The following is an 18,863-nucleotide window of genomic DNA, read 5'->3' as shown; positions in this document are numbered from 1 at the left end:
CCCCATGCCGAAGTGGACAGCGATCACCGCCGTCGCGCTGTGCGCGCTGCTGGCCGCCTGCGGACCGCCGCAGGTGCAGCAGGACGCGCCCGCCGCCGACGAGATGACCGGCACGCTGCGGGTCTGGCTGTTCGACGAAGCCACCCGCGAGCCCAAGCAGGACGTGGTCGACGCCGCGGTCGCGGAGTTCGAGGCCGCGCACGCCGACGTCGAAGTCGACGTGCGCTACATCCCGGTGGACACCCGGGCCGAGCGCTTCACCGGCGCCTTCAACGATCCGGCCAGCGCACCCGACGTCGCCGAGTTCGGCAACACCGACCTGGCGGGCTACGTCGCCGCGGGCGGGCTCGCCGACCTCAGCGGCATGCTCCAGGAGTGGCCGGCCGCCGCCGACCTGGACCCCGCCGTGCTGGAGACCGCGAAGCTCGACGGCGCCGTCTACGGAATGCCTTGGTACACCGGCGTTCGCGCGCTGTACTACCGCACCGACGTGTTCGCCGAACTCGGCCTGGAGCCACCGCGCACCCTCGACGAGCTCGCCGGCACCGCCAGCGCGATCCGCGCCGCCCGGCCCGACCTGCACGGCATCTCGGTGGGCGGCAAGTACCACTACGCGATGCTGCCGTTCCTGTGGGCGGCGGGCGGTGAGATCGCGGTCCGCGAGGGCGGCACCTGGCGCGCGGCCGTGGACACCCCGCAGGCCCGACGCGGCATCGCCGCCTTCGCCGACCTGATCGCCGGCGGGGCCTGCCCCCGCGAGCAGTGCGCCGACCTCACCGGCAGCCAGAGCGTGCAGGCCTTCGCCTCCGGCGCGGCGGCGATGACCATCGGCGGCGACTTCAACCGGGCCGCGGTGGACGCCGGTGCGGCGGGCGGCGAGTACGCCGTGGTCCCGCTCCCCGGCGAGACCGAGGGGTCCATCGCACCGGCCTTCGCCGGCGGCAACCTGCTCGGCGTGCTGAAGTCCTCCGAGCGCGCCACCCTGGCCCGGGAATTCGTCAAGCTGCTGGCGGGCAAGGAATACCAGCGCCGGATGTACGAGGCGATGGGCAACCTCCCGACCTTCACCGACGTCCAGCAGGAGATCGCCGCGACCGACCCGGCGGCGGCACCGTTCATCGACACCCTGCGCGCCGGGACGCGGTTCGTGCCCGCCACCCCGGCGTGGTCGGAGATCGACGCGCAGGGCGTGCTGCCCACGATGGTGCAGGAGATCATCAACGGCACCCCGGTCGAGGAGGCCACCCGCGCCGCCGCCGAGCGGATGAACGGCCTGTTCGAGGGCCGCTGATGTCCGTCCTGCTCTACCTGGGACCCGCCGCGCTGGTGCTCGTCGGGATGATGGCCTACCCGCTGTACCAGCTCGTGCAGATCTCGCTCTACGAGTACGGGCAGGCCCAGGCCTCCGGTGGCGCGCCGCTGGAGTTCCTGGGCCTGGGCAACTACGCGGCGCTGCTCGGCGACGAGCGGTTCTGGACGATCCTGGTGCAGACCTGCGCGTTCGCCGCGGTCTGCGTCGTCGGCAGCCTGGCCGTCGGGATCGGGCTGGCGGTGCTGGCCACCCGGATCGGCCCGCTGCCCCGGCTGCTGCTGTTCCTGGCCGCGCTCGGGGCGTGGGCGACTCCGGCGGTGGCCGGCTCGACGGTGTGGCTGTTCCTGTTCGACGCCGAGTTCGGCCTGGTCAACGAAGTGCTCACCGGGGTCGGGTTCGGCGGCATGGAGGGCTTCTCCTGGACCTACGACAAGTACGTGGCCTTCGGGCTGGTCGCCGCCGAGGTCATCTGGTGCTCGTTCCCGTTCGTGCTGGTGACCACCTACGCGGGCATCCAGGGCGTGCCCGGTGAGGTGCTGGAGGCGGCGGCGCTGGACGGGGCGTCGGCCTGGCGGACCACCCGCAGCGTGCTGCTGCCGATGCTGCGGCCGATCCTCGTGGTGGCCACCATCCAGTCCATCATCTGGGACTTCAAGATCTTCACCCAGATCTACGTGATGACCAACGGGGGCGGCATCGCCGGGCAGAACCTGGTGCTCAACGTCTTCGCCTACCAGGAGGCGTTCGCCGGTTCCGACTACGGCATGGGCTCGGCGATCGGCGTGGTGATGACGCTGCTGCTGATCGGCATCACCCTGGTCTACCTCCGAGTGCAGCGCGACAGCGAGGCGATCCGATGAAGCGGCGCACCATCGCCAACACCGCGGCCCTGCTCATCGCCGCGGTGGTGGCCTTCCCCCTGTACTGGATGGCGTTGTCGGCGATCAAGCCGGAAGCCGAGATCCAGTCCACCGAACCGCGACCGTGGACGTTCGCCCCGACCCTGGACAACTTCCGCCGCGTGTTCACGGTGGACGGACTCGGCGGCTACTTCGTGAACAGCCTGCTGGTCGCCGGCGCCGTGGTGCTGCTGTCGATGCTGCTGTCGTTCCTGGCGGCGGTGGCGCTGACCCGCTTCCGCTTCAAGGGGCGCACCGTGCTGCTGGTGATGCTGCTGATCGCGCAGATGGTGCCGATCGAGGCGCTGACCATCCCGCTGTTCTTCCTGATGCGCTCGGTCGGCTCGGTGGCCCCGGCGTTCGGCCTCAACGAGCTCGGCTCGCTGGTCCTGGTGCACCTGGCGTTCAGCCTGCCGCTGGCGATCTGGATGCTGCGCGGGTTCGTCGCCGCCGTGCCGGAGGAGCTCGCCGAAGCGGCCACGCTGGACGGCGCGGGGCGCGCCCGCTTCGTCTGGCAGGTGCTGTTCCCGCTGGTGGCGCCAGGTCTGGTCGCGGTCAGCGTGCTGTCGTTCATCCACGCCTGGAACGACTTCCTGTTCGCCAAGACGTTCATCATCTCCGCGACCGAGAACCAGACGCTGCCGATGGCGATCCTGGTGTTCTTCACCCCCGAGGGAAATGATTGGGGCGCGATCATGGCCGGTTCGACGCTGATGACCATCCCGGTGCTGATCTTCTTCGTGCTGGTGCAGCGGCACCTGATCAGCGGACTCGCCGGGGCGGTGAAGGGATGAGCTGGGATTCGGTGCTGCCCCGCCCGGCCGAGGTCCACCCCGCGCCGGGCACCTTCACCCTCGACGCGACGACCACGGTCGGCGGTGAGCCGGGCGCGGCGCGGTGGTGGCGGACCCGCATCGGTGCCGCCACCGGCCTGCCGCTGGCCCCGGCGGCCGAACCGGACGTGGAGTTCCGGCTGGACCCCGCCGAGGACGGCCACCGCATCGAGATCCGCCCGGACGGCGTCGCGGTCACCGCCCGCGACGCCGAGGCCGCCCACCACGCCGCCCAGACGCTGCGGCAACTGCTCGGCCCCGCCGCCCACCGCGCGGCCCCGGTCGGCGCGGAACCGTGGCGGTTGCCCTGCGGCGTGCTGCGGGACCGGCCGCGCTTCGGGTGGCGCGGCTGCCACCTCGACGTCGCGCGGCACTTCCTGCCCACCCGCGAGGTGCTGCGGTTCATCGACCTGCTGGCCGCGCACAAGCTCAACGTGCTGCACCTGCACCTGACCGACGACCAGGGCTGGCGGCTGGAGGTGCCGCGCTACCCGCGGCTCACCGAGGTCGGCGCCTGGCGGCGGCGCTCGATGGTGGGCCGGGGGCCGGTGCCCGAGCACGACGACCGCCCGCACGGCGGCTTCTACACCACCGAGGACCTGCGCGAGATCGTCGCGCACGCCGCCGCGCAGCACGTGCGGGTGGTGCCCGAGGTCGACGTCCCGGGGCACAACGCGGCGGCGATCGCGGCCTACCCGGAACTGGGCACCCACCCGGCCGAGGTCTGGGACGCCTGGGGCGTCAGCGACCACGTGCTGGACCCCTCGCCCGGGACCGCGGAGTTCTTCCGGAACGTGTTCGACCACGTGCTGGAGGTCTTCCCCTCCCCGGTGATCTGCGTGGGCGGTGACGAGGTCCCGGGGGTGACCGCCGCGCACGGCCGGTTCCTGCGCGGCCTCGTCGAGCACCTGCACGCGGCCGGGCGGCGGGCGCTGGGCTGGGACGAGGTCCTCGACGACGCCGCGCCGCTGCCCCGGGGCACCATCATCGCCTCGTGGCGCGACGAGCACGCCGGGGTGCGCGCCGCCGAGCAGGGGCACGACGTGGTGCTCTGCCCGGAGCAGGTGCTGTACCTGGACCACCGGCAGTCCGACCACCCCGACGAGCCGGTCCCGGTGGGCTTCCGCACCACGCTGGCCGACGTGCACGCCTACGAACCCGCCCTGGCCCCGCCGCGCCTGCTCGGCGTCCAGGCGCAGGTGTGGACCGAACACCTCGACTCGCCGCGCCGGGTGGACTACGCGGTCTTCCCCCGGCTCAGCGCGTTCGCCGAGGTCGCCTGGTGCCGGGGCGGGCGCGACGGCGCGGAGTTCGAGCGGCGGCTGGCCGAGCACCACCTGCCGAGGCTGGACGCGCTGGGCGTCGAGTACCGCCCGCTCGCCGGGCCGCTCCCGTGGCAGACCCGCCCGGGCGTCCCCGGCCGCCCCCGCCACCGGAACCCCTCGGAAGGGTGATGAGCGAGGGGCACCTTCATCCGGCTTACTGTAGGACCGCTTTCAGAATGGCTTGCGTGGCGGTGCGGGTGGCGGAACCTCAGCGGTGCAAGCTGCGTGCCCCACCGCATGCGGCTCCGCCGCATTCTGAAAAGACCCCTTGGTCGGATGAAGGTGCCCCTCACCTGGGCGAAGATCACCCGGTCGGTCAGGTGACCGCGTTCCGATCGCGGTCCTCGGTGGTGGGTTCCCAGCACTGGACGCCGGTGAGCTCCGGAATGCGGTCCCGGGTGAAGACCGGGTCGAGCCCCTGCGCGCGCTGCTGCTGGTAGTCCCGGAGCAGCTTCAGCGCCACTCCGCTCAGCGGGGCGATCGCCGCCAGGTTCACCAGCGCCATCACGCCCATCGTGGTGTCGGCGAGGCTCCACACCAGGTCCGAGGAGCCGATCGCGCCGAGGAAGGTGACCACCAGCGCCACCGCCTTGTAGCCGCCGAGCACCGCCCGGTTCCGGGTGAGGAACCCGACGTTGGACTCGCCGTAGAAGTAGTTGCCGAGCACCGAGGTGAACGCCACCAGCAGGATCACCAGCGTCAGCAGGTGCAGCGACCAGGTGCCGAACTGGAACTCCAGCGCCTCCTGGGTCATGGTCGCACCGCGGTTCTCCCCGTACACCGGGTGCGAGAGCAGCACGATGAACGCGGTGGTCGAGCACACCAGCAGCGTGTCGACGTACACCCCGAGGGTCTGCGCCAGCCCCTGCTTGACCGGGTGGCTCACCGCGGCGGTCGCCCCGGCGTTGGGCGCGGAACCCAGCCCGGCCTCGTTGGAGAACATCCCGCGCCGCACGCCCTGCACGATCGCGGCGCCGACCCCGCCCGCGGCGATCTCCTGGAACCCGAAGGCGTGGCCGATGATCTGGGCGACCAGGCCGGGGATCGCGTCGAGGTTGAGCGCGACGACGACCAGTCCCATGATCAGGTAGATCGCGGCCATGAACGGCACGAGCAGCTGCGCGGTCCGCGCGATGCGGCGCACCCCGCCGAAGACGATGAGCGCGGTCAGGCCGACCAGCAGCAGGCCCAGCACCGGCTCCAGCCAGCCCGGCGCGCCGGCCCCGGTGGCCTCCACCGAGGTCACGACGGCGCCGACGATGGTGTTGCTCTGCACCGCGTTGAACGTCAGGCCGAAGGTCACGGTGATGACCACCGCGAACACCACGCCCATCCAGCGGGCGCGCAGGCCGTGCTGCATGTAGTAGGCCGGGCCGCCCCGGAAACCGCCGCGGTCGCGCACCTTGTAGACCTGCGCCAGCGTCGATTCGACGAAGCTCGCCGCGCCGACCAGCAGCGCCATCACCCACATCCAGAACACCGCGCCGGGGCCGCCGAGGGCGATGGCGGTGGCCACGCCGGCGATGTTGCCGGTGCCGATGCGGGCCGCGGCCGAGATCGCGAACGCCTGGAACGACGAGACCTGCTTGCCGCCGTCCTCGGCGGGCTCCGGCTTGCTGAACATGGCCCGCACCATCTCCGGGAACATCCGGATCTGGACCAGTCCGAAGCGGACCGTGAAGTACAGGCTCAGCAGGGCCAGCACCGGGATGATGAGGTACAGCCAGAACGTGTCGTTGAACGCGACGATCGCGTCGTGGATCGCTTCCAAGGTCAACCTTCCGCGGACGGGTGGGCTGCGGGCGGCGCGACCGGGGCGCGCACCGATCCGGCGGGCGCCCCTGCACACGCGGTGCCGCACAGTGTGTCCGACGGGGCGGCGCGCGGGCTCCGAAAGCGACGCAATGGTTATCCGCCGCGGTCGGTGCGGCGACCGAACGGCAACGCGGCGATGAGGAACTGGGCCACCACGAGCGCGGCGAGCGGAGCGGCCAGCAACCACGGGGCCACGCCGAGGTGGTCGACCGAGGCGGCCAGCATCGCGCCCCACTCGGGCGCCGGGGGCGGCGGGCCGAGACCGAGGAAGCCCAGCGCGGCGACCGTGTTGATCAGCGCGGGCAGCCGCACCACGGCGAGCGCCCCGACCGGGGGCAGCAGTTCCGGCAGCAGGCTCCGCCACCAGATGCGCAGCGTCCCGGCGCCCATCGCCCGGTGCGCCAGCACCCACTGCCGGGTGCGCAGGCTGGCGGTGAGCGCGTCGGCCTGGCGCGCGAACGGCAGCCAGCCGACCGCGATCAGCGCCAGCAGCAGCGTGGTCCACCCCGGACCGGCGACCAGCCCGGCGACCAGCGCCACGATCAGCGGCGGCAGCGCCGCGGCGACGTCGACCAGCGCCCGGACGACGGCGGACCCGCGCCCACCGGACCATCCCGTCGCGGCACCGACGGCGAGCCCGATCAGCGCCGAGACCACCAGCGCCAGCCCCGCCGCGCCGAGCGAGGTCACCGCACCGGCGGCCACCCGGGCGAGCACGTCCCGACCCAGCGCGTCGGTGCCCAGCGGGTGCTCCGGCGACGGGGGCAGCAGCACCGCGCGCATGTCGGTGGCCAGCGGGTCCCCGAGGAGCCCGACCGCCACCGGCACCGCGAGCAGGCACAGCAGGATCGCCGCCCTCATGCCGCGGCCCGCCGGGTGCGCGGGTCGACCACGAGTTGCAGCGCGTCGCCGAGGGCGCCGACGAGCAGGGCCATCGCGACGGCCACGATCAGGCCCACCTGCACCACCGGCAGGTCCTGGGCGATGACCGCGTCGACCAGCGTGCGGCCCAGTCCGGGCAGGTCGAAGACGACCTCGACGGTCGCGGTCCCGGCGATCATGCCCGCCGCGTTGTAGGTCAGCACGGACAGCACCGCGGGCAGCGCCGGCTTGGCGATGTGCCTTGTCCACAGCCGGAAGCGCCCGATGCCGCGGGCCTCGGCGGCGACGGCGAAGTTCTCCCGCGCCATCGCCGCCGCCCGCGCGCGCATCGTCGCGGCGATCGGCGCGGCGAGGACCGGGACCAGTGCCGCGACCGGCAGCACGGCGTTGTGCGGCCCGTGCCATCCCGAGCTGGGCAGCAGGTCGAGGCCGACCGCGAACACCGCGACCAGCAGCGGGGCGAGCGCGAACTCCGGCAGCGCCGCGGCCAGCCGGGTCGACCCGGCCACCGCGCGGTCCACCAGCGATCCGGGGCGGCGCGCGGCGAGCAGCCCGGCGGCGCAGCCGAGGACGAACGACAGCACCAGCGCGGCGACCACGATGCCGATCGAGACCTGGAAGGCGCGCCCGATCCGCTCCCCCACCGGCTCACCGGACAGCCACGACGTGCCGAGCTGCCCGGTGCACAACCGGCCGAGCCGGTCGAGCACCCGTTCCGGCAGCGGCCGGTCCAGACCGAGGTCGGCGCGGATCGCGGCGAGCACCGCCGGGTCGGGGTCGGCGTCGGCGTAGCGGACGGCCAGGACGCTGCGCGCCGAGTCGACCCCGGTCAGCTCCGGCAGCAGCATCGCCAGCAGCACGACGCCCACCAGCACGACCGGCGTCAGCGCCAGCCGCAGCAGCGTCCCGCTCGTCACCGGGGAGCGCGGGCGGTGAGCAGGAAGAAGCCGGGTGCGCTCGGGTACGGCGCGCGGTCGAACAGCGACGTGCGGTCGGCGACGTCGACGAACCCGGCGTCGTCGGCCAGCGCGGCGCACGCGCCGAAGTCGAGCCCCGCCGACAGGGGCAGCGCGGCGGAGGCCCCGGCGTAGGAATCGCTGAACCGCTGCTCGACCGCGTCGTCACCGATCGCGGCCCGGCCCCACCGGCCGTCGCTGATCAGCAGCAGACCGCCGGGGCGCAGCGCCCGGCGCCAGCGCGCCACGGCCTGCGCCGGATCCGGCAGCGTCCACAGCACGTTGCGGGTGACCACCGCGTCGAAGGGCCCCGCCGGGGGTTCGCCCGCCTCCCCCACGCGCCACTCGACCGCCAGCCCTTCGTCCTGCCCGCGTTCGGCGGCGACCTCGAGCATCCCCGGGGAGACGTCCTGACCGGTCACCGCGTGCCCGGCGGCGGCCAGGATGCGGGCCAGGAACCCGGTGCCGCAGCCGATGTCGAGCACCCGGGCGCCGGCCCCGACGGTGTCGAGCAGCAGCGGTTCGAGGCGCCGCGCCCACCGGTCGCGGGCGGGGTCCTGGCCGGGCTGCCCGTCGTAACCGTTGCGGGCGCGGTCGTTCCAGTAGGACACGACGGCGTGCGGCGCGGAGCTCATCGCAGGGTCACCTCCGGGGTCAGCAGCGACCGCTCCAGCGGGTCGGCGCGCACGCCCCGCACGCGCGCCGAGTGCGCCAGGTGCTGCTTCTCGTGGAACAGGGGGATGCCGGCGACCCGCTCGGCGAGCAGTTCGTCGGCGCGGCGGAAGATCTCGGCGCGCGCGGCCGGGTCGTCGACCGACCGCAACCGCTCCACCAGCGCGTCCAGTTCCGGATCGCAGAAGTGGTCCAGGTTGAAGCCGCCGCCGCAGGTGAAGTCGCTCTGCAGGTAACCGGCGGCGTCCGGGATGTCGACCAGGTAGCTGCGCGAGTACACCACCGCGTCGAGCTCGCCGGAGAGGATCTTCGGCTCCAGCCGGTCGGCCGGCTCCTGCACGATGCGCACCTCGAACCCGGCCTCGCCGAGCTCGTCGGCGACGGCGGTCGCCACCGCGGGCAGGTCCGGCCGCTCGGGGTAGGTGCCCAGGGTGATCGGTTCCGCTCCCGGACCGGTGGCCTCGGCGAGCAGGCGGCGGGCCTGCTCGGGGTCGGCGGGCGGCGGCGGGGTGCGGGAACCCCACGGCACGGCCGGGCCGAAGTAGCGGGCGGCGGGGGTGGCGGTCCCGCGCAGCACCCCGTCGACCAGACCGGCCCGGTCGAGGGCCAGCCGCGCCGCCGCGCGCACCCGCTGATCGGCGAACGGCCCGCCCGCGGTGTTGAGGTGCAGCGCGGTGGTGCGCGGGAGCTCCGCCTCGGCCACCGCGAGCTCGGGGTCCTCGCGCACCGGGTCGAGCCGCGCGGCGGGCACGTTGTCGATCAGGTCGAACTCGCCGCCGCGCAATCCGTTGACCCGGGCCGCGGCGTCCTCGACGAAGCGCACGTCGACCTGCGCCACGCCCGCGCGGGCGCCCCGGTAGCCGTCGAACCGGCGCAGTTGCAGCCCGCGCTCGCCGTCGCTGCCGACGACTTCGAACGGCCCGGTCCCGGCGCCCGCGGTCAGGTCCACCCGCCCGTCCGGCCGGATCGCGGCGGGGTCGAGCACGGCGGTCCCGGCGGCGCTCATCCGCAGCGGCAGGATCGGGTCCGGTCGCGCGGTGCGCACCACCACGGTGCGGTCGTCCAGCGCCTCGGCGCCCTCGACGACCCCGCGCAGGGCGCGCGGCGGGGCGACGTCCCCGGCCGCCCGGTTGATCGACTCGGCGGCGGCCTGCGCGGTCACCGGCGCTCCGGAGTGGAACCGCGCACCCGCGTCGAGGGTGAACCGCCACCGCTGCGGCGACTCCTGCGCCCAGGACTCGGCGAGCCCCGGGTGCGCCCGCCCGTCGGTGGTCACGTCGGTGAGCGTCTCGGTGACCCCGAGCCGCACCAGGATCAGCGCGTCGTCCGACGCCGGGTCCCAGCCGGACCGGGGCGGGATGCCGATCGCGATGCGCAGCGCGTCGGGACCGGCACCGGCCCCGGAGAAACCGCACCCGGCCAGCAGCGCGGCCACCGCGGTGAGCACGATCGCCGCCCACCCGCGTCGCAGGGTGTGCAACTGCCACCTCCTCGCAACAAGACCTGAAGGATTCTCGCACGAGGTGGTGGTGCCGTCGTCGCCGACGGCGATCAGGGGTGCGCTGCGCCACGCCGGCGGGAGTCCGGAGTGGACGTCCCGCCCGCCCGGCTCAGCCCTCGGCCAGCACCGGGGCGAGGAAGCGCCCGGTGTAGCTGGCCTCGTTGTCGGCGACCTGCTCCGGAGTGCCCTCGGCGACCAGCGCGCCGCCGCCGGAACCGCCCTCCGGCCCCATGTCGACGAGCCAGTCCGCCGACTTGATCACGTCGAGGTTGTGCTCGATGACGATCACCGTGTTGCCCTTGTCGGCCAGCCCGTTGATCACGCCGAGGAGCTTGCGGATGTCCTCGAAGTGCAGTCCGGTGGTCGGCTCGTCGAGCACGTACACGGTCTGGCCGGTGGAGCGCTTCTGCAGCTCGCTGGCCAGCTTGACCCGCTGCGCCTCGCCGCCGGACAGGGTCGGGGCGGGCTGGCCCAGCCGGACGTAGCCGAGGCCGACGTCCACCAGCGTCCGGAGGTGCCGGTGGATCGCCTTGATGGGCTCGAAGAACTCGGCCGCCTCCTCGATCGGCATGTCGAGCACCTCGGCGATCGTCTTGCCCTTGTAGTGCACCTCCAGGGTCTCCCGGTTGTACCGGGCCCCGTGGCACACCTCGCAGGGCACGTAGACGTCGGGCAGGAAGTTCATCTCGATCTTCAAGGTGCCCTCACCCGCGCAGGACTCGCAGCGCCCGCCCTTGATGTTGAACGAGAACCGGCCCGGCTGGTAGCCGCGGACCTTGGCCTCGGTGGTCGCCGCGAACAGCTTGCGGATGTGGTCGAACACGCCGGTGTAGGTGGCCGGGTTCGACCGCGGCGTGCGCCCGATCGGCGACTGGTCGACCTGCACCAGCTTGTCCACGTGCTCCAGGCCCTTGATCCGGGTGTGCCTGCCCGGGACCTGCCGCGCCCCGTTGAGCTTGTTCGCCAGCGTGGTGGCGAGGATGTCGTTGACCAGCGTGGACTTGCCCGAGCCGGAGACCCCGGTGACCCCCACCACGCAGCCCAGCGGGAACGACACGTCGATCTTGCGCAGGTTGTGCTCGCGGGCGCCGACCACGGTCAGCAGCCGCTTCGGGTCCCGCGGGCGGCGCTGCTCGGGCGTCGGGATCGTCCGGCGCCGGGACAGGTAGGCACCGGTCAGCGAGTCCTCGTTGTCCAGCAGTTGCTTGTAGGAGCCGCTGTGCACCACCTGACCGCCGTGCTCCCCCGCGCCGGGGCCGATGTCGACCACCCAGTCGGCGCTGCGCACGGTGTCCTCGTCGTGCTCCACGACGATCAGCGTGTTGCCCAGGTCCCGGAGCCGGGCCAGCGTCTCCAGCAGCCGGTGGTTGTCCCGCTGGTGCAGCCCGATGGACGGCTCGTCGAGCACGTAGAGCACGCCGACCAGCCCGGAACCGATCTGGGTGGCCAGCCGGATGCGCTGCGCCTCTCCACCGGAGAGGGTGCCCGCGGCGCGGTCCAGCGACAGGTAGTCCAGCCCGACGTCGAGCAGGAACCCGAGGCGGGCCTGCACCTCCTTGAGCACCCGGCCGGCGATGAGCTGCTCCCGCTCGCCGAGCACCAGGCCGTCGAGGAACGCCGCGCACTCCTGCACGCTCAGCGCGCTCACCTCGGCGATGGACAGCTCACCGCGGTCGGCGCCGGGCATGGTGACCGCCAGGATCTCCGGCTTGAGCCGGGTCCCGTCGCACGCCGGGCAGGGCACGTCGCGCATGTACCCCTCGTACTTCTCCCGGGCGTAGTCGGACTCGGTCTGCTCCAGCCGGCGCTCCAGGAACGGGATGACGCCCTCGTAGTTGGCGTAGTACGAGCGGGTGCGCCCGTAGCGGTTCTTGTAGCGCACGTGCACCTGGTCGGTGCTGCCGTGCAGCACGGCCTTCTTGACCTTGGTGGGCAGCCGCCGCCACGCGGTGTCCATCCGGAACCCGATCGACTCCGACAGCGAGGTGAGCAGCCGGGTGAAGTACTCGGCGGTGTGGCCGCCCGCCCACGGCGCGATCGCCCCGTCGGCCAGCGACAGGTCCTCGTCGGGCACGACCAGCTCCGGGTCGACCTCCTTGCGGAAGCCGAGACCGGCGCACGCCGGGCAGGCCCCGTAGGGCGAGTTGAAGGAGAACGACCGCGGCTCCAGCTCGTCGACGCCGAGCGGGTGGCCGTTCGGGCAGGCCAGGTTCTCGGAGAACCGGCGCTCGCGCTGCGGGTCGTCCTCGTCGAGGTCGACGTACTCGATCACCACCAGCCCGTCGGCGAGCCGCAGCGCGGTCTCCACCGAGTCGGTCAGGCGCTGCTTGGCGCCGGACTTCACGGTGAGCCGGTCGACGACCACCGCGATGTCGTGCTTCTCCTGCTTCTTGAGCTTCGGCGGGCTCTCCAGCGGGTGCACCGCGCCGTCGACCCGCGCGCGGGCGAACCCGGACGAGCGGAGCGTGTCGAACAGGTCGACGTACTCGCCCTTGCGCCCCCGGACCACGGGAGCGAGCACCTGGAACTTGGTGCGCTCGGGCATCTCGAGCACCTGGTCGACGATCTGCTGCGGGGTCTGCCTGCTGATCCGCTCACCGCACTGCGGGCAGTGCGGGGTGCCCGCCCGGGCGTAGAGCAACCGCAGGTAGTCGTAGACCTCGGTGATGGTGCCCACGGTGGACCGCGGGTTCCGGCTGGTGGACTTCTGGTCGATGGAGACCGCCGGGGACAGGCCCTCGATGAAGTCGACGTCGGGCTTGTCCATCTGGCCGAGGAACTGCCGCGCGTAGGCGGACAGCGACTCCACGTAGCGGCGCTGCCCCTCCGCGAAGATGGTGTCGAACGCCAGGCTCGACTTTCCCGAACCGGAGAGGCCGGTGAACACGACCAGGCTGTCCCGGGGCAGGTCGAGGTCGACCCCGCGCAGGTTGTGCTCACGGGCGCCGCGGACGACAAGGCGGTCAGCCACTGTGATCCCTTCAAGAGTTCTCGCCGTTGATGAGGAACGCGCCAGACCCGGTTCGGGTTCGTCTCCAGGACCGGCGGCCGGGGGTCGGCACGAGCGCGAGTCCGCGGACCATGCTAGGCGGGCCCACCGACAGCTCCGGAGCGCGTGCGGCGCGGTACGCACCGCGACGGTGCTCACCCGCTCGAACGGGTGACTCACGGTGAGCGACCACCCCGCGTCCACGATACCCACCGCCGCCCCGTGGTCGGCGCCGCCGCGGTTGTGGCGTGCGGCCCACCGCCCTGGTCACCCCGGCCAACACGCCGCGTCCACCCCGCTGGCCTCGGCCTCGCCGAGCACCCGGGGCGTTAGGCTCGGCCGCGTGGAGATCACGGACGAGTACACCGGTCATGTCGAGCCGGGCGGCGCGGCGGCCCGGCGCGAGCTGGACGCGCTGACCATCACCAAGCTCTCGGTCGGCCCGATGGACAACAACGCCTACCTGCTGGTGTGCAAGACCACCGGCGACGGGCTGCTGATCGACGCCGCCAACGACTCCGAGCGGCTCACCGACCTGCTCGGGCACGACGCCGAGCGGCCCCGGCTGCGCACCATCGTCACGACCCACCAGCACGGCGACCACTGGCAGGCGCTCGGGTCCGTGGCGGGGCAGACCGGCTGCTACACGGTGGCCCACCCGGCCGACGCCGACGCGCTCCCGGTGCCGCCGGACAACCTGGTCGAGCACGGCGACACGATCGCCGTCGGCGACTCGGAGCTGTCGGTGATCCACCTGCGCGGGCACACCCCGGGTTCGATCGCCCTGCTCTACCGCGACCCGGCGGGCCACCCGCACCTGTTCACCGGGGACTCGCTGTTCCCCGGCGGGGTCGGCAAGACCGGCTCCCCCGAGGACTTCGCCGCGCTGGTCGACGACGTCGAGCAGCGCGTCTTCGCCGAGCTCCCGGACGACACCTGGTTCTACCCGGGGCACGGCGACGACTCGACGCTCGGGGCCGAGCGCCCCAAGCTCGCCGAATGGCGCGAACGCGGCTGGTGACGCACCGCCACCGCGCAGCACGAGGGGCGCCTCCCGGTCGGCCGGGAGGCGCCCCTCGTTCGCGTCCGACAGCTTCTCCGTCCGGTGTGGAATGACGTTTTCTGGAATATTCCGCCGTTTTCCGCGCACCACCCGGCTCACGTACACCCGAATTCCGCGCCATGTCGCGCATTTGGCGGCTCCCGTTGGGGCAACCGGCGCTCCTAGCATTGCCCTCGTCCAAGGACGCGTGCCGCCGCCGGTCGGCCGACGCGGCGCGGTCCGCCACCACCGTCGCGGCCGGGCGAGCGCGCCGCCGCCGAGGGGAGGCGCCGTGATCCGGTTCCGGTTGCTCGGACCCGTCCAGGTCCGCGGCGCGGAATCCGGCTTCGCCCCGGTGCCCGGCGTGCGCCGGCGCGCCCTGCTGGCGATGCTGCTGCTCAACGCGGGCCGGACGACGCCGGTGGAGGTGCTGGAGGAGCAGCTCTGGCCGTTCGGGCGCCCGGCCAGCGGAGCCAACGCCCTGCAGGCGCACGTCACCCGGCTGCGCCGCGACCTGCGGGCGCGCGGGGGCGAAGCACCGCACATCGTGCACGCCGACCTCGGCTACCTCCTCGAAGTACCCGCGGGGGAGCTCGACCTGAGCACCTTCAACGGGTTCCGCCAGGCCGCCGGGGAGGCGTCCGGGCAGCGGCCGCTGGAGGCGGCGAACCTGCTCCGCCGGGCCCTGGCGCTGTGGCGCGGTCCCGCGCTGGCCGACGTGCGCGAGCACAGCCCCCGGCTCCGGCTCGCCGCCGCGCGGATGGAGGAGCACCGGCTGCTCGCGCTCGAGGACCTGGTCGAACTCGACCTGCGGCTGGAGCGCCACGACCGGATCATCGGCGACCTCACCTCCCTCGCCGCCGCGCACCCGCTGCGGGAGCGGTTGCACTGCCAGCTCATCACCGCGCTGGGGCGGGCCGGACGACGCGCCGAGGCCGCCGACGTCTTCCGGCGGATGCGGCGCCGGGTGCTCGACGAACTCGGCGTGGAACCGTCGGCCGCGCTCAACGACGCGCTGCGCGGTGCGCTCAGCGGCCGACCGCGCCCGTGACGCCCCGCCGCGACCGGTCGGAGGCGTGGTCACCCGGCGGGTGATGCCTCCCGGCTCCGGCGTGGTCGCTGGACCGGGGGACCGGAATTCCCGCCGGGTGGCCTTCCCGATCCCGCGCGACACCCGGGATCGTCCGCCGGATGACGGGTGTTCGTCGGTGGACCGTCCTACGCTGCTCGGCGTGGAGCTTCCCGTGATGCCGCCCGTCCGCCCGATGCTGGCGAAGTCGGTCTCCGAGGTGCCGCGCGCACCCGGGATCGCCTACGAACCGAAGTGGGACGGGTTCCGCTGCGTCGTGTTCCGCGACGGCGCCGAGGTGGAACTCGGCTCGCGCACCGACCGCCCGTTGACCAGGTACTTCCCCGAGCTCGTCGAGCTGCTGCAGGACGCGCTGCCGCAGCGGTGCGTGGTGGACGGCGAGATCGTGGTCGTCACCGAGCACGGGCTGGACTTCGACCTGCTGCAGCTCCGGCTGCACCCGGCCGCCTCCCGGGTGCGCAAGCTGGCGGCCGAGACCCCGGCGAGCTTCGTGGCCTTCGACCTGCTGGCGCTGGACGACCGCGACCTCACCGGGGAACCGTTCGGCGAACGGCGGCGACTGCTCGAAGGGGTGCTGGACACGGCGCTGGCCCGGGTCCACCTCACCCCGCTGAGCAGCGACGCCGACGTCGCGCAGGACTGGTTCACCCGGTTCGAGGGGGCCGGGTTCGACGGCGTGGTGGCCAAGCCGCTCGACCAGCCCTACGCCCAGGACCGGCGGGTGATGTGGAAGGTCAAGCACGAACGCACCGCGGACTGCGTGGTCGCCGGGTTCCGCTGGCACAAGGACGGCGAAGGCGTCGGGTCGCTGCTGCTCGGGCTCTACGACGACGCGGGCGTGCTGCACCACGTCGGGGTCGCCGCCAGCTTCACCGCCCGGCGCCGCCGCGAGCTCGTCGAGGAGCTGGCGCCGTGGCGGGAGGACGCGCTGACCGACCACCCGTGGCGGGACTGGGCCGCCGCCGAGCCGGGAACGGGCCGGATGCCCGGCGCGCAGAGCCGGTGGAGCGCGGGCAAGGACCTCTCGTGGGAGCCGCTGCGCCCGGAGCAGGTCGCCGAGGTCCGGTACGAGCACGTCCAGGCCGGGCGGTTCCGGCACGGCGGGCGGCTCGTCCGGTTCCGCCCGGACCGCGATCCCCGGTCGTGCACCTACGGCCAGCTCGACGAAGTGCCCCCGGCGGAACTGACCGCCCTGTTCGGACAGGAGCGACGATGAGCACGACGGTCGAGGCGGACGGCACCGAGGTGACGATCTCGCACCCGGACAAGGTGTACTTCACCGAGCGCGGCGAGACCAAGCTCGACCTGGTCCGGTACTACCAGGCGGTCGCCGAACCGCTGCTGGCCACGCTGCGCGGTCGGCCGGTGCTGCTGGAGCGGTTCCCCGAGGGCGCGGGCGGGAAGTCGTTCTTCCAGAAGCGGGTGCCCAAGTCGGCGCCGCCGTGGCTGCGCACCACCGTGGTCAGCACCCCGAACGGGACGACCAGCGACGCGCTGGTGGCCGCCGACCTGGCGCACCTGCTGTGGGCGGTGAACCAGGGCTGCCTCGGCTTCCACGTGTGGCCCTACCACGCCGACACCCCGGAGGTGGCCGACGAGCTGCGCATCGACCTGGACCCCTCACCCGGGGTGCGGTTCCCGCAGGTCCAGGAGGCGGCGGTGCGCACCGGGGAACTGCTCGACGAGCTGGGCGTCGAAGCGCACCTGAAGACCTCGGGGTCCCGCGGCCTGCACGTCTACGTACCGCTGCAGCCGCGGTGGGACAGCTACCAGGTGCGGGCGTCGGCGGTGGCGCTGGCCCGGGAGCTGGAGCGCCGCCACCCGGAGCTGATCACCGCGCAGTGGTGGAAGGAGGAGCGCGGCGCCCGGGTGTTCGTGGACTTCAACCAGAACGCGCCGCACAAGACCGTGTTCGGGGCCTGGTGCGCGCGGCCCCGGGCGGGCGCCCAGGTCTCCACCCCGATCGGCTGGGACGAGCTGGCCGAGGTCGCCCCGGAGTCGCTCACCATCGCCACCGTCCCGGCCCGGCTGGCCGAGCGCGGCGACCCCTGGGCGGGCGCGCCGGGGCGGCCGCAGTCGCTGGAGCCGCTGCTGGAGCGGTCGGAGCGCGACCTGGCCAGCGGGCTGGCGGACGCCCCGTGGCCGCCGGTCTACCCGAAGCAGCCCGGCGAACCGCCCCGGGTCTCGCCCAGCCGGGCCCGGCGGGACTGACCGCGCCCCCAGCACCGCCGCACCCACTGCCTCTCCCGTCCGGAGGACGGGACCGTATCCTGCAGTGCGCCGCCGCGCGAACGTCGGCGGTCGGTGCAGTGAGGGGTGGAGGTCCATGGCGCAGCCGTGCGTGCTGCTCAAGCACGGTGAGATCGCGATCAAGGGCCGCAACCGGGGCACCTTCGAGCGGATGCTGCTGGGCAACCTGGAGCGGGCCGTCGCCGAGGTCGATCCGGGGGCCGCGGTCGAGCGCCGGGCGGGCGTGTCGGTGCTCATCGGCACCGTCGCGCTCGACGAGCTGGTCCGGCGGGCGAGCGAGGTCATCGGGTTCAACCTGGTGCAGCCCGCGCTGCGGGTGTCCAAGGACCCGGAGGACGCCGCGAGCAGCGCGGTGCGGCTGCTGCGCGAGCGCTACCCGGACGCCGCGACCCGGCCCCGCCGGTTCGGGGTCAAGCCCCGGCGGCGGGACAAGAACTTCCGGCTGACCGCGCTGGAGCTCGCCGCGCACATCGGCCAGCGGGTGCGCGACGAGCTGGGCTGGACGGTGGACCTGGACCAGCCGGAGGTCGAGATCACCGCCGAGATCGACTGGCGGGAGATCTTCCTGTCGGTGGACCGGCTGCGCGGCCAGGGCGGCCTGCCGGTGGGCGCCAGCGGGCGCGCGCTGGTGCTGCTCTCCGGCGGCTACGACTCCCCGGTGGCCGCCTACCGGATGATGCGGCGCGGGTTGCGCTGCGACTTCGTGCACTTCACCGGGGCGCCGTTCACCGGCCCCTCCTCCACCTACAAGGCCTACGCCCTGATGCGCAGCCTGGACCGGTTCCAGGGCGGCTCGCGGCTGCACGTGATCCCGATCGGCAAGGCGCAGCGCACGCTGGCCACCTCCGGCGCCGGGCAGTTGCAGATCGTCGCGCAGCGCCGGCTGATCGTGCGGGTGGGCGATGCCCTCGCCCGGCGGCTCGGAGCGCAGGCCCTGGTGACCGGGGACAGCCTGGGGCAGGTCGCCAGCCAGACGCTGAGCAACATGGCCACCACCGAGCAGGCCACCGAGCTGCCGCTGCTGCGCCCGCTGCTGGCGTGGGACAAGGACGAGATCATGGCCGAGGCGCGGCGGATCGGCACCTACGAGGTCTCCGAGCTCCCCGACGAGGACTGCTGCAGCCTGATCCTGCCGCCGAGCGTGGCGACCCGGACCACCGACGCCCAGCTCAGCAAGGTCGAGGAGCGCGCCGGGTTCGACGACATGGTGGAGCAGGTGCTCTCCGGCGTGCAGCTCCTGGACCTCGGCGAGCAGGTCCGGACCGGGTGCGCGGCGCCCACCGGCTGAGCAGGCGGG

15 protein-coding genes are annotated in these 18,863 nt (G+C 73.5%); 9 read left to right on the top strand and 6 right to left on the bottom strand.

The annotated features are described in order from the left end of the window. Positions 1-4: 4 nt before the first annotated feature. Genes ABD976_RS27580 through ABD976_RS27565 form a run of 4 tightly spaced genes read left to right on the top strand, consistent with a single transcriptional unit; the run spans position 5 to position 4,498 of the window. A complete protein-coding gene (locus ABD976_RS27580; protein ID WP_345368008.1) occupies positions 5-1,291 on the top strand; it encodes an extracellular solute-binding protein in 1,287 nt (428 codons plus the stop codon). Then, positions 1,291-2,172: a carbohydrate ABC transporter permease gene (locus ABD976_RS27575; protein ID WP_345368007.1), complete on the top strand. Its 882-nt coding sequence runs from the start codon at positions 1,291-1,293 to the stop codon at positions 2,170-2,172. The genes ABD976_RS27580 and ABD976_RS27575 overlap by 1 nt, the downstream gene beginning before the upstream one ends. Next, a complete protein-coding gene (locus ABD976_RS27570) occupies positions 2,169-3,005 on the top strand; it encodes a carbohydrate ABC transporter permease (protein WP_345368006.1) in 837 nt (278 codons plus the stop codon). The genes ABD976_RS27575 and ABD976_RS27570 overlap by 4 nt, the downstream gene beginning before the upstream one ends. Beyond that, complete coding sequence (locus tag ABD976_RS27565) at positions 3,002-4,498, top strand: beta-N-acetylhexosaminidase (protein WP_345368005.1); 1,497 nt, start codon at positions 3,002-3,004, stop codon at positions 4,496-4,498. The genes ABD976_RS27570 and ABD976_RS27565 overlap by 4 nt, the downstream gene beginning before the upstream one ends. Before the next feature lie 187 nt (positions 4,499-4,685). Here the strand turns inward: ABD976_RS27565 and ABD976_RS27560 are convergent, their stop codons facing one another. The 6 genes from ABD976_RS27560 to uvrA form a co-directional block, all read right to left on the bottom strand. Further along, positions 4,686-6,140: an alanine/glycine:cation symporter family protein gene (locus ABD976_RS27560; RefSeq protein WP_345368004.1), complete on the bottom strand. Its 1,455-nt coding sequence runs from the start codon at positions 6,138-6,140 to the stop codon at positions 4,686-4,688. A 137-nt stretch (positions 6,141-6,277) separates the two neighbouring features. Then, positions 6,278-7,045, bottom strand: a complete 768-nt coding sequence (locus ABD976_RS27555; RefSeq protein ID WP_345368003.1) for an ABC transporter permease — start codon at positions 7,043-7,045, stop codon at positions 6,278-6,280. After that, positions 7,042-7,983 carry an ABC transporter permease gene (locus ABD976_RS27550; RefSeq protein ID WP_345368002.1) on the bottom strand — a complete coding sequence of 314 codons (942 nt, stop codon included), beginning with the start codon at positions 7,981-7,983 and terminating at the stop codon, positions 7,042-7,044. The genes ABD976_RS27555 and ABD976_RS27550 overlap by 4 nt, the downstream gene beginning before the upstream one ends. Continuing rightward, on the bottom strand, positions 7,980-8,657 hold the full coding sequence (locus tag ABD976_RS27545) for a class I SAM-dependent methyltransferase (protein WP_345368001.1): 678 nt from the start codon (positions 8,655-8,657) through the stop codon (positions 7,980-7,982). Before ABD976_RS27545 ends, ABD976_RS27550 begins: the two co-directional genes overlap by 4 nt. Continuing rightward, a complete protein-coding gene (locus tag ABD976_RS27540; RefSeq protein WP_345368000.1) occupies positions 8,654-10,174 on the bottom strand; it encodes an ABC transporter substrate-binding protein in 1,521 nt (506 codons plus the stop codon). Before ABD976_RS27540 ends, ABD976_RS27545 begins: the two co-directional genes overlap by 4 nt. Positions 10,175-10,304: 130 nt before the next feature. Further along, positions 10,305-13,166, bottom strand: coding sequence for an excinuclease ABC subunit UvrA (gene uvrA, locus ABD976_RS27535; RefSeq protein ID WP_345367999.1), 2,862 nt, complete (start codon positions 13,164-13,166; stop codon positions 10,305-10,307). A 361-nt stretch (positions 13,167-13,527) separates the two neighbouring features. Here uvrA and ABD976_RS27530 point away from each other — a divergent pair, with 361 nt between their 5' ends. From ABD976_RS27530 to thiI, 5 genes are all read left to right on the top strand, one after another. Further along, on the top strand, positions 13,528-14,205 hold the full coding sequence (locus ABD976_RS27530; protein WP_345367998.1) for an MBL fold metallo-hydrolase: 678 nt from the start codon (positions 13,528-13,530) through the stop codon (positions 14,203-14,205). Between the two features lie 313 nt (positions 14,206-14,518). Next, complete coding sequence (locus ABD976_RS27525) at positions 14,519-15,277, top strand: AfsR/SARP family transcriptional regulator (RefSeq protein WP_345367997.1); 759 nt, start codon at positions 14,519-14,521, stop codon at positions 15,275-15,277. 181 nt (positions 15,278-15,458) lie between these two features. Further along, a complete protein-coding gene (locus ABD976_RS27520; RefSeq protein WP_345367996.1) occupies positions 15,459-16,532 on the top strand; it encodes an ATP-dependent DNA ligase in 1,074 nt (357 codons plus the stop codon). Then, the gene (gene ligD, locus ABD976_RS27515; protein ID WP_345367995.1) at positions 16,529-17,527 is read left to right on the top strand and encodes a non-homologous end-joining DNA ligase; all 999 of its coding nucleotides are present in this window, start codon (positions 16,529-16,531) and stop codon (positions 17,525-17,527) included. The genes ABD976_RS27520 and ligD overlap by 4 nt, the downstream gene beginning before the upstream one ends. 115 nt (positions 17,528-17,642) lie before the next feature. Further along, positions 17,643-18,854 (top strand): tRNA uracil 4-sulfurtransferase ThiI, encoded by a 1,212-nt coding sequence (gene thiI, locus ABD976_RS27510; RefSeq protein ID WP_345367994.1) that lies wholly within the window; start codon positions 17,643-17,645, stop codon positions 18,852-18,854. Positions 18,855-18,863 lie beyond the last annotated feature (9 nt).

The organism is Saccharopolyspora cebuensis, assembly GCF_039542665.1.
GTDB lineage: Bacteria > Actinomycetota > Actinomycetes > Mycobacteriales > Pseudonocardiaceae > Saccharopolyspora > Saccharopolyspora cebuensis.
The sequence above is the reverse complement of the archived record's forward strand: the minus strand, read 5'-3'. Positions and strand labels throughout refer to the sequence as shown.

Excerpts from the sequence above, each read along its gene's own strand:
- ABD976_RS27580 (WP_345368008.1), top strand. The coding sequence starts at position 5 with ATGCCGAAGTGGACAGCGATCACCGCCGTCGCGCTGTGCGCGCTGCTG.
- ABD976_RS27575 (WP_345368007.1), top strand. The coding sequence starts at position 1,291 with ATGTCCGTCCTGCTCTACCTGGGACCCGCCGCGCTGGTGCTCGTCGGG.
- ABD976_RS27570 (WP_345368006.1), top strand. The coding sequence starts at position 2,169 with ATGAAGCGGCGCACCATCGCCAACACCGCGGCCCTGCTCATCGCCGCG.
- ABD976_RS27565 (WP_345368005.1), top strand. The coding sequence starts at position 3,002 with ATGAGCTGGGATTCGGTGCTGCCCCGCCCGGCCGAGGTCCACCCCGCG.
- ABD976_RS27555 (WP_345368003.1), bottom strand. The coding sequence starts at position 7,045 with ATGAGGGCGGCGATCCTGCTGTGCCTGCTCGCGGTGCCGGTGGCGGTC.
- ABD976_RS27545 (WP_345368001.1), bottom strand. The coding sequence starts at position 8,657 with ATGAGCTCCGCGCCGCACGCCGTCGTGTCCTACTGGAACGACCGCGCC.
- ligD (WP_345367995.1), top strand. The coding sequence starts at position 16,529 with ATGAGCACGACGGTCGAGGCGGACGGCACCGAGGTGACGATCTCGCAC.
- thiI (WP_345367994.1), top strand. The coding sequence starts at position 17,643 with ATGGCGCAGCCGTGCGTGCTGCTCAAGCACGGTGAGATCGCGATCAAG.